Consider the following 10,319-nt stretch of genomic DNA (forward strand, 5'->3'; position numbering starts at 1 on the left):
TAGGCGCGGAGAATGTGATACACACCGCCTTCCTTGCGGGGCGAGCCGCCGATCGTTGGGCGCAGGACGCTCTTCGGCTGTCGGGCTTTTGCCCGCTCCTTCCTGAGAGTTGGCGCGAGGAGCCTTAGAGGCGAACGGGACTTCAAGTCCCGCCGCCGTTGTTTTCGCATTGCGGAAACGGCAGGGGAAAGTTGGAGTGGCTCCGTCAGGAGACGCTCCGGTTTGAGATTATCTAGCCTTTGGCCGGATCGCCGGCCGACGAGTAAAGCGAGCGCATGAGCGACGAGAACAACAGCGGCCGTAATCCCCCGCCTCCGGGCGGGCGCCAGCCCCTGACCCTGAAGCCCCGCGGGGCCGGATCGGTCAGCGCCGGCACGGTGAAGCAGAGCTTCAGCCACGGCCGTTCCAAGACGGTGGTCGTCGAGACAAAGCGCGCCCGCACGCATGTGCCGGGCGGCGGCAACCTTGCCGCGCCCTCGTCCGCCGAAAAGCGCCTGTTCGAGCCGCGTCCGGCTCCGCCGCCGGCCGCTCCGCGCCCTGCCGGCGCTCCGAACGACGGTCTCTCCGCCGAGGAACGCGCCGCGCGCCAGCGGGCCATCGACGCCGCCCAGGAACGCCAGGCCGCCGAACGCCACGCCGCCGAGGAGCGCGCCCGCGCCGAGACCGCGGCCCGCGCCGCGGCTCAGCCCGCGCCGCCGCCTGCGGCTCCGGTCGCACCCGCGGCCCCGGCAGCGCCGGTTGCTGAGGCTCCGGCCGCAGCGCCTTCGCCCGCGCCGACCCCGGCTCCGACCCCCGCGCCGGCTCCGGCCGTTCCGGTCGCCGCCGCGCCTGTAACTGCTGCTCCCGTCGCGCCGCGTCCGGCGGCGCCCAGCGCGCCCACCGGCGGCAACCAGACCCGCACCTATCAGCCCTCGGCCGATCGCCGCGACGACCGGGCCAGCACCACGACCTACCGCCCGAGCCCCTCGCGGTTCGAAGGCGCCAGCTTCAACCAGCGCGCGCCGCGCCCCGACGACGACCGCCGGCCGCCGCCCCGCGACGACCGTGGCCCGCCGCGGCAGGACGACCGTGGCCCGCGCCCGGCGGCCGGGGGCGACACCGTGCGCTATTCGGCGCTCGCCCCGCGCCCGGCCGGCCCGCGTCCGGGTGGCCCCGGCGGCGCCCGTGGCCCCGGCGGTCCGCGTATCGGCCCCGCCGCGCCTCCTGCGACTCCTGAAATCCAGCGCGCGGCGCGTCAGGCCCCGCGGCCCGGCGGCGCGCTCATGGACCGCCGCCCCGACGACGACGACCGTCGCCGCGAGGCCGCGCCCTCCAAGGCGATCAGCCGCGCCAAGGGCGCCCCGCAACGCCGCGAGGGCCGCTTGACCATCCAGGCCGTTGCCGGTGACGATGAGGGCGCCGTCGATCGGATGCGCTCCCTCGCCTCGGTCCGCCGGGCGCGCGAACGCGAACGCGAGAAGCGCAAGGGCGGCACGCAGGAGCAGGCCCGCGCGGCCCGCGAAGTGGTCATTCCCGACGTCATCACGGTCAGCGAGCTCGCCAACCGCATGGCGATCCGCGGCGCGGAGATCATCAAGTTCCTGATGCGTCAGGGCGTGATGCTGAAGATCAACGACGTCATCGATAACGACACCGCCGAGCTGGTGGCCACCGAGTTCGGCCACACTGTGCGGCGCGTCTCGGAATCCGACGTCGAAGAGGGCTTCATCGGCGCCGAGGACGTGGACGACCACCTGCTGCCGCGTCCGCCGGTGGTGACCGTCATGGGCCACGTCGACCACGGCAAGACCTCGCTACTGGACGCGCTGCGCTCCGCCGACGTGGTGTCCGGCGAACACGGCGGCATCACCCAGCACATCGGCGCCTATCAGGTGAACCTGGCCGACGGCCAGCGGGTCACCTTCCTCGACACCCCTGGCCACGCGGCCTTCTCCGCTATGCGGATGCGCGGCGCGACCGTGACTGACATCGTGGTGCTGGTGGTGGCGGCCGACGACGGCGTGATGCCTCAGACCATCGAGGCCATCAATCACGCCAAGGCGGCCGGCGCGCCGATCATCGTGGCCATCAACAAGATGGACAAGCCGGGCGCCGACCCGACGCGGGTGATCAACGAGCTGCTGCAGCACGAGATCGTCGTCGAAAGCCTGGGCGGCGAAACCCAGGTCATCGAAGTCTCCGCCAAGGAGAAGACGGGCCTCGACAACCTGCTGGAAGCCATCCTCCTGCAGGCCGAAGTCCTCGACCTGAAGGCCAACCCCGACCGCATCGCCGACGGCGTGGTGATCGAGGCCAAGCTGGATCGCGGACGCGGCGCGGTTTCGACCGTGCTGGTCAAGCGCGGCACCCTGCGCCGTGGCGACATCGTCGTGGCCGGCGACCACTGGGGCAAGGTCCGCGCCTTGCTCAACGAACGCGAAGAACAGGTGGCGGAAGCCAGCCCCTCCGTGCCGGTGGAAATCCTCGGCCTGGACGGCACGCCCGCGCCCGGCGATCCCTTCGCCGTGGTCGAGAACGAAGCCCGCGCCCGCGAGCTGACCGCCTACCGCGTCCGCGTGAAGCGCGAAAAGGCCGGCGCGCCGGCCCAGGGCAATTCGCTGGCCGAGATGATGTCGAAGATCACCGACAAGAAGGCGTCGGAACTGCCGCTGGTCATCAAGGCTGACGTGCAGGGCTCGGTCGAAGCCATCACCGGTTCGCTGGAGAAGATCGGCACCGAGGAGGTCCGCGCGCGGATCATCCTGTCGGGCGCCGGCGCGATCAGCGAGAGCGACGTGATGCTGGCCAAGGGCGCCAATTCGGCGATCATCGGCTTCAACGTCCGCGCCTCGAAACAGGCCCGTGACCTGGCCGAACGCGAAGGCGTGGAGATCCGCTACTACGCGATCATCTACGACCTCCTGGACGACATCAAAGGCGTGCTCTCGGGCATGCTGGCGCCGATCCAGCGGGAAACCTTCCTCGGCAACGCGGAAGTCCTGCAGGCCTTCGACATCTCGAAGATCGGCCGCGTGGCGGGTTGCCGGGTCACTGAGGGCGTGGTCCGCAAGGGCGCCCGGGTCCGGATCATCCGCGACGACATCGTGGTCCTCGAACTCGGCACCCTGCAGACGCTCAAGCGCTTCAAGGACGAGGTCAACGAGGTCCAGTCCGGCACCGAATGCGGCATGGCGTTCGCGGGCTTCCAGGACATCAAGGCCGGCGACGTCATCGAGTGCTTCAGCCTCGAAGAAGTGAAGCGCACGCTCTAAGCGCGCCGCCGATCCGAACGATCAAGAGCCCCGGAGCGACCCTCCGGGGCTTTTTCGCACCAGGCTTCCGGACCCGGCGCCCGCTTGTGGCGGCAGAACTGCCGCTGGTCGCTTTTCCTCAAGCCAGCTTTGCCCGGGGCGGATTTCCGTGAAAGCGTCGTGGCCGAACGGGGGGAAACAACCGCCATGACATCGACGTCCAAGACGCCCGGCGCCATCGTGGCCGCCATCCTGGGCGGCGGCTTCATGGCCGCCACTTTCGACTTCTTCGCCGCCATGCTGATCTACCACGGCACGGCCAGCGGCGTGGCCAAGGCCATCGCCCGCGGCTGGTACGGCGACGCGGTCAAGACTATGCCGCCAAGCGTCGATCCGATCGGCATCGCCTCGCACTATTTCATCCTGATCGTGGCCGCCGCGATCTTCGTCGGCGTGTCCTTGCGCGCGCCGATCCTGCGCCGTCTGGCCTGGATCGCGGGGCCACTGTTCGGGGTGGCGATCTATATCGTCATGCATTTCGTCATCGTGCCTCTGTCGCACGCACCTCCGAGCGCGCCCAAGGGCATCCAGTTCGCCGAGGAGTTCGGCGGCCACATGTTCGTCATCGGCCTTCCGATCGCACTCTGGGCGCGGGCGATGCTGGGCCGCGACTGACCCTTTCGTTTCAATCGAGCCGTGAAGTCGCCCTCTTACGCGATTATCCTAGCCGGGAGCCTCCAGGAGCCCGCCATGCGCGCCGTCGTCATCTGCCTCATGGCCCTCGTCCTGGCCGCCTGCGCTACGGCCCAGAAGCTGGGCGCCGCCAACGACGTCCACGCCCTGCTAATCTCGATCCGCGACAACGACAGCGCGACCTTCGACGCCCACGTCGACCATGAGGCCCTGAAGGCGGAGCTGCAGGGCAAGATCGAGGGACAGCTCTCCACCAACAAGAAGCTGAAGGGCCTGGCCGCCCTGCTCGGGCCGCAGACGCTCGATATCGCCGACCAGCTCCTGGTACAGCCCAAGACCTTCCGCATGGTGGCCGAGCACTACGGCTATCGCGCCGACACCCAGATCCCCGGGCCGATCGTCATCTCCCAGGCGCTGAAGACCCTGCCGGACGGTCGCGTCTGCGCCACCAAGAAGAAGGACGGCCCCTGCCTGCTGGTCTTCACCAAGGAAGCCGGCGTCTGGAAGCTGACCAGCTTCGAAGGCGATTCATCGATGCTGCGCCTGAAGCTGTGATTGCCTAAGGTCTCGCTCGAGTTTGCGGGGACCGGAATGGCTTACGACGCGGCGCTTGAGGGCTACGAGAAGTTCGACTTCACCGACGGGCTCTGGACCCGGCCGGTCTATCGCAAGGGATCCGGCCCCGCCGTCATCATCATCCATGAAATCCCGGGTCTGCACCCCCTGGTGCTGCGCTTCGCCGACCATGTGGCGGAGGCGGGCATGACAGTCTTCTGCCCGAGCCTGTTCGGGACGCCGGGCAAACCGGTCAGCCGAAACTACGCCATGACCTCGATGCTGGGCGCCATCTGCATTCGCCGCGAGTTCCACGTCTGGTCAACGCGGTCGTCGAGCCCGATCGTCGAATGGTTGCGGGCGCTCGCCCGCTCCGCCCATGCCGAATGTGGCGGCAAGGGCGTCGGCGCCGTGGGCATGTGTTTCACCGGCGGGTTCGCGCTGGCGATGATGACCGAGCCCGCGGTCGTGGCGCCGGTGATGTCCCAGCCATCCATGCCGATCGCCGCCGGATCAAGGAAGCGCGCCGCGGGCCTGGATGCGTCGCCCAAGGAGATCGCCTGTGCCAGGCGCCGCTTCGAGGCGGAGGACCTGACGATGCTGGCGTTGCGCTACAAGAGCGACGTCCTGGTGCCGGACGCGCGCTTCGAGACCCTGAAGCGCGAATTCGGCGCGCGGGTCGAGACCATCGAGCTCAGCGACGAGGACGCCGCGCCGGCCGAAATCCCGCCCCACTCGGTCCTGACCCTGCACCTGAGGCCCGACGGTCCGTCCAAGGCCGCCGAGATGCGGGTGATCCAGTTCTTCAAGGAACGGACGGGCGCCTAAAGCGCAGCGATCAACACCGGGGTTGCGACGCCGGCGACCAGCAACACCCAGACGATCGGTTTCCGGCGGCTGTGGGCCAAGGCCATCCAGAGGCCGAACAGGGTGCTGAACATCACACCTACGGAGACGGCGGCGAAGAACCACTTCATCGCCTCGATCGAGGCCTTGGCTTCCGGCGGCTTCTCGGGGTCGGCTTTGGGGCGATCCGTCCCGTCGTGTCCGGCCGCCTTTGGCCGTTCGGGCCGCAGCGGCTTGATGGCGAAGACATCGTCCTTGTGCAGCCGCGCCAGCTTCTGGATCACCACCGGCGCGGTCTTCTGGTCTGGGATGCGGAAGGTCTGCAGGGCGCCGGTGAAGGCGAAGAACAGCAGGCTCGGGGCCACGAAGACGCTGATGTAGATGTGGATTTGGCGGATCAACGCGAGGCGCAGGGCCGGATTGCCCCGCGCGGTCTTCGATTTCACCAAGATGGTCTCCCGAAAGCGCTGTGCGATTAATTCGCAATTGCGCTTGGCGGCGGCCCGGCGCGGAGGCAAGCTAGCTGCGCCGCGGCCCTAGTGCGAGGGGTCTGGCGAATGAGCCTCGAAGACGGCCTTGAAGTGCTGCAGATCGCCCGGGTCGATGTCTGAAACCGCGGCATAGCGGAGCCCGCCGGCGGTCCATTCCACCACCGTGTAGCCGTCGCGGCGAACGGTCTTCGCCCCGTTGACCAGGCGCCGGTCGTCGGGCCAGACGAAGAGGTTCACGGTGTGCGCCCGGCGGCGATAGACGATGGCCGGCGCCACTCGGCCGTCGATGTAGTCCAGCCGCCCGCCCACCAGCGGGAAACCTTCCGGCGCCAGCTCCGGCACCGGCGGCGCCACGTCGACCTTGCCGTTCAGCCACGGCCGGATGACGTGCTGGTCCGAGGTCGCCACGTCGGTCAGGTGGTTGGCCAACAGCGAGCGCACGTGGCTGGCGACCAGCTGTCGCTCCAGCCCGTTGTCGGCGACCTGCGGCAGCACCACGAAGACCGCCAGGCCCGCCGCCATCAGGGCGCCGAGCGCGCCGGTCGCGGCGTAGCCGGCGGTCCGCCTGCCATGACGAGGCTGAGGCTGGGGCGTCGCCTCGCTCGCGATCATCGCTTCGATATTCGCCCGCAGGCGCTCCGGAGCTCGATGCGCCACGCTCGGCGCCGACAGAGTTTCGCGCAGGGCGACCAGGCGCTGGTACTCGGCGTTGCAGCCCTCGCAGGTCTTCAGGTGGGCCTCGCAGGCGGCCGCGTTGACGGCGTCCAACTCGCCGTCCAGCAGGCCGTGGATCAGCAGGGCCTTGTCCGGGCAGGCGCTCATCGCCGGACCTCCTGAAGGCGCGCGCCTTGCGGCTGCAGCATGTCGCACAGCATCTGCCGCGCCCGCGCCAGGCGCGACATGACGGTGCCGATCGGGGCGGCGGTCAAGGCGGCGATCTCCTTGTAGCTGAGCTCCTCCAGCTCGCGCAGGACCAGGGTCTCGCGGAACGGTTCGGGCAGGTTCTCGATCGCCGCGCGCAGGGTCTCGGCTTCGCGGCGGCGCAAGAGCGCCTCTTCCGGGCTGTCATGATCCGGGTCAGCGACATTGGCCAGGGCGTCGGCCTGCGCCGCGCTCAACGACCCTTCGTCCACCAGGACCTTGCCGGCGCCGCTGCGCCCGGCGGTCCAGTCGAGGAAGCAGTTGCGCACGATGGCGAACAGCCAAGCCTTGGGCGCGCCGCCGCGCCAGGCGGGAAAGGCGCGGAAGGCGCGCAGGAAGGCCTCCTGAACGATGTCCTCGGCAGCGGTCGGATCGCGGGCCAGGTAGCGGGCGAAGTTATAGGCGGCGTCCATGTGCGGCAGGATCGCCGTGCGGAATTCCCGCGCGGGATCGGCCGCCGGAGGCTGGGCCTTGCGGCTGAACGCCAGCCGCGGCCGGAAGAACGGCTTTCGCGCGCTCATCGTGGTCCGTCCATCCCGCCTCAGCCCGCCTTGACGATCACCTTGCCCGTCATGTGCGGGTGCAGCGAGCAAAAGTAGCCGTACTCCCCGGCCTTGGTGAGGGTGAACGAAAACCGCTCGTCGGTGTCCATGACCTTGGACTTGAAACTCTTGTCGTCGGCCACGACGGTGTGCGGGATGTCGTCCTGGTTGATCCAGGTGACCGTGGTCCCGATCGTGACGGTGAGCGCCTCCGGGCCGAAGACGAAGTTGTCGATCTTCACCGTGGGTCCGGCCGCCGCAGCGCCGCGGCCGCCGTGCGCTGCGATTTATTCCCCGGGTCGCAGCCGCCCCGCGCATTTCAGCCGGATGAACCGCCGACACATGCGTCGCAGTCTGGAAATCCTGTGGTAGCCAATCCGGTGCGAAGGTGGCGGATGCTTTCAGCTAAGCCAGAGGCGGGCGACGTCCAATCGCCCGCAGCCGACGCCGCCGGCCTGATGCGCGAAGCCATGACCGAGCACGCCGCCGGTCGGATCGCCGAGGCCGAGGCGTCCTATCGCGCGGTCCTCGCCCGGTGGCCGGACCACCACGAGGCGCTCGGCATGCTGGCCCTGATCCTGGCCGACGGCGAGGACGCCGAGGCCGCCGAGGCGATGGCCTATCGCCACCTGGCCCTGCGGCCGACCGACGCCACGGCGCTGCTCGGGCTTGGCCGGCTGTGGGCGCGGCAGGGCGACGACGAGGCGGCGGTGCCGCTGTTTCGCCGAGCGGCGCGGCGGGCCCCGGCCTTCGCGCCGATCCGCAACGAGCTTGGCGTTTCCCTGCATCGCCTCGGCCGCCGCGAGGAGGCGCTGGCGGCGTTCGACGAGGCCCTGCAGCTCGATCCGACCTTCCAGGTGGCGCGCGGCAATCGCGGCCTGGTGCTGGGCGACCTGGGCCGGTCCGGCGAAGCCATGGATGAACTGCTGATCGCGCTGGCCGACCCCAACCCGGCGCTCAGGGCGGCGGTGGCGGTCCTCCTCGGCGCGCTCTCCAAGGCCGCGGCGCGGGTCGGGCGGCTCCCCGAGGCGGAGGCGGCGGCCCGAGCCCATATCGCGGCCGGCCATGACGGTGTCGACGCCATCGAAGAGCTGGCGGTCATCCTGGATCGGTCGAAACGTCCCGACGAGGCGCAGGAGATCCGTAACGGCCTGGCCCGCCGCTTCGGCGTCCAGCGGCGAAACGCCGGAGTGGCGCCCCTCGAAACGGTCGTTGTCCTGTGCGCCGTCGGGGCCGGCCACGTGCCGACCCGGTACCTCGTGGACCCGGATTGCTTCACGACCCTGACGCTCGCCCTGCTGTCGCAGGATCAGGCGGAGGCGCCGTTGGGCGCGATCGATCCGGCCACGCTGGCGGAAGCCACTGTCATCTTCAGCACGCTGGGCGACGCGGATCGCGACGACGGCCAACAACTGGCCGCAGCCGCGGCTTTCTGCGAACGCCTGGGAAAGCCTGTGCTCAATCCGCCGCACGCCATCGCGCGCACCGCCCGGGCGAACGCATCGGCCCTGTTCGCAGGCGTTCCCGGCCTGGTGACGCCGCCGGTCCGGGCGCTGCGGCCGGCGGACCTGGCGGCGCTGCCGATCGAGAACCCGGTCCTCATCCGGCCGGCCGGAGATCATGGCGGGGAAAACCTCGTGCGGCTCACCAGCGAGGCTGAGAAGCAGGCCTATCTAGCGAGCGGACCTTCCGAACGTCTGCTGTTGGCGCCGTTTCACGACTTCCGGTCGGCTGATGGCTTCTGGCGCAAATACCGCATGATCTTCGTCGATCGCCGCCCCTATCCGTTTCACCTGGCCATCGGCGAGGACTGGCTGCTGCACTATTGGCGCGCGGACATGGCGAAGTCGGCCTGGAAGCTGGCCGAGGAGGAGCGCTTCCTGGCCGACTGGCGCGGGGTGTTCGGGCCGCGGGCCGCCGCCGCCGCCGACGAGATCGGCCGCCGCCTTGACCTGGACTACGCCGGGATGGACTGCGCGCTGAGCGCCGTCGGAGACCTGCTGCTGTTCGAGGCCAACGCCTGCATCCTGATCCACCTTGACGAGACCGCGGAGGCCTCGCCGGCCAAGCATCGCTATGTGCCGCCGATCCGCGACGCCTTCACCCGCATGCTGCGCGCCCGGGCCGCGTCTCTGGACACAGCTCGCTCCGGCGACTAGAAGCGCGCCCTTCCCCTGCGTCGGTGCGTCCGATCCGCGCCCCAGGCTTGAGCGAGCCAGTCATGAAACGTCCTTCCGCCACCGGCCGAGAGGCCCCGCGCGGCCCCTCCCAACGTCAGCTGCGCGCCGGCGAACTGATGCGCCACGCCCTGGTGGAGATCCTGCGCGAGCAAGAGATCACCGACCCGGACATCGCCGGCGTCTCCATCACCCTGACCGAAGTCCGCATGAGCCCGGACCTGCGCAACGCCACGGTCTTCGTCGAGCCCCTGGGCGGCGGCGAACAGGCGGCGGTCGTGGTCAAGGCGCTGAACCGCCACCACAAGTTCCTGCGCGGCCGCCTGGGCCACGCCATCGACATGAAATTCACCCCGGCGCTCAAGTTCCTGCACGACGACACCTTCGACGTGGCCGCGCGCATGAGCCGCCTGTTCGACGACCCGCGGGTGGCCCGGGACCTGAAGCCGAGCCACGCTTCGGAAGACGAAGACTGATGGCCCGCCGCCGCAAGGGCGACGCGGTTTCCGGCTGGATCTGCCTCGACAAGCCCTACGACCTGACCTCGACCCACGCGGTCAGCCGCGTGCGCCGGGCCTTCAACGCCCAGAAGGCGGGCCACGCCGGCACGCTGGACCCCCTGGCCACCGGAATCCTGCCCATTGCGCTGGGTGAGGCCACCAAGACGGTCCCCTACCTGGTGGACGCCGACAAGGCCTACCGCTTCACCATCGCCTGGTGTGTCCACCGCGACCGGCGACCGCGAAGGCGAGACCATCGCAACCTCCGACGTGCGCCCGACGGTGGCGCAGGTGGAGGCGGCGCTCCCCGCCTTCGTGGGCGAAATCAGCCAGGTGCCGCCGGCTTATTCCGCCATCAAGGTCG

Annotated in this window: 10 protein-coding genes and 2 pseudogenes; 8 read left to right on the forward strand and 4 right to left on the reverse strand. The window is 69.8% G+C overall.

Features of this window, described 5'->3' with window-relative positions:
• The 5 genes and pseudogenes from VHS75_RS16195 to VHS75_RS16215 all read left to right on the forward strand — a co-directional run.
• Positions 1 to 128, forward strand: a pseudogene (locus VHS75_RS16195) (DNA-binding protein); the annotation flags it as partial.
• Positions 129 to 275: 147 nt separating this feature from the next.
• The gene (infB, locus tag VHS75_RS16200; RefSeq protein ID WP_329639649.1) at positions 276 to 3,251 is read left to right on the forward strand and encodes a translation initiation factor IF-2; all 2,976 of its coding nucleotides are present in this window, start codon (positions 276 to 278) and stop codon (positions 3,249 to 3,251) included.
• A gap of 186 nt (positions 3,252 to 3,437) precedes the next feature.
• Positions 3,438 to 3,905 carry a hypothetical protein gene (locus VHS75_RS16205; RefSeq protein WP_329639650.1) on the forward strand — a complete coding sequence of 156 codons (468 nt, stop codon included), beginning with the start codon at positions 3,438 to 3,440 and terminating at the stop codon, positions 3,903 to 3,905.
• 75 nt (positions 3,906 to 3,980) lie between these two features.
• On the forward strand, positions 3,981 to 4,478 hold the full coding sequence (locus tag VHS75_RS16210) for a hypothetical protein (RefSeq protein ID WP_329639651.1): 498 nt from the start codon (positions 3,981 to 3,983) through the stop codon (positions 4,476 to 4,478).
• 36 nt (positions 4,479 to 4,514) lie between these two features.
• Entirely contained in the window at positions 4,515 to 5,306 is a 792-nt protein-coding gene (locus VHS75_RS16215; protein ID WP_329639652.1) for a dienelactone hydrolase family protein, read from the forward strand.
• On the opposite strand, the gene VHS75_RS16220 is transcribed toward VHS75_RS16215, so the two are convergent.
• The 4 genes from VHS75_RS16220 to VHS75_RS16235 all read right to left on the reverse strand — a co-directional run bounded on the left by VHS75_RS16220 (position 5,303) and on the right by VHS75_RS16235 (position 7,520).
• Positions 5,303 to 5,770: a hypothetical protein gene (locus VHS75_RS16220; RefSeq protein ID WP_329639653.1), complete on the reverse strand. Its 468-nt coding sequence runs from the start codon at positions 5,768 to 5,770 to the stop codon at positions 5,303 to 5,305. The genes VHS75_RS16215 and VHS75_RS16220 overlap by 4 nt on opposite strands.
• Before the next feature lie 90 nt (positions 5,771 to 5,860).
• A complete protein-coding gene (locus tag VHS75_RS16225) occupies positions 5,861 to 6,637 on the reverse strand; it encodes an anti-sigma factor (RefSeq protein ID WP_329639654.1) in 777 nt (258 codons plus the stop codon).
• On the reverse strand, positions 6,634 to 7,257 hold the full coding sequence (locus tag VHS75_RS16230) for a sigma-70 family RNA polymerase sigma factor (RefSeq protein WP_329639655.1): 624 nt from the start codon (positions 7,255 to 7,257) through the stop codon (positions 6,634 to 6,636). The genes VHS75_RS16225 and VHS75_RS16230 overlap by 4 nt, the downstream gene beginning before the upstream one ends.
• Before the next feature lie 20 nt (positions 7,258 to 7,277).
• Entirely contained in the window at positions 7,278 to 7,520 is a 243-nt protein-coding gene (locus VHS75_RS16235) for a cupredoxin family copper-binding protein (RefSeq protein ID WP_329639656.1), read from the reverse strand.
• Between the two features lie 153 nt (positions 7,521 to 7,673).
• Here VHS75_RS16235 and VHS75_RS16240 point away from each other — a divergent pair, with 153 nt between their 5' ends.
• The 3 genes and pseudogenes from VHS75_RS16240 to VHS75_RS16250 all read left to right on the forward strand — a co-directional run.
• On the forward strand, positions 7,674 to 9,437 hold the full coding sequence (locus VHS75_RS16240) for a tetratricopeptide repeat protein (protein WP_329639657.1): 1,764 nt from the start codon (positions 7,674 to 7,676) through the stop codon (positions 9,435 to 9,437).
• Positions 9,438 to 9,499: 62 nt separating this feature from the next.
• Complete coding sequence (gene rbfA, locus VHS75_RS16245; RefSeq protein WP_329639658.1) at positions 9,500 to 9,931, forward strand: 30S ribosome-binding factor RbfA; 432 nt, start codon at positions 9,500 to 9,502, stop codon at positions 9,929 to 9,931.
• A pseudogene (locus tag VHS75_RS16250) lies at positions 9,931 to 10,319 on the forward strand (tRNA pseudouridine(55) synthase TruB); the annotation flags it as partial. The gene rbfA and the pseudogene VHS75_RS16250, both read left to right, overlap by 1 nt.

The organism is Phenylobacterium sp. (assembly GCF_036264965.1).
Classification (GTDB): domain Bacteria; phylum Pseudomonadota; class Alphaproteobacteria; order Caulobacterales; family Caulobacteraceae; genus Phenylobacterium.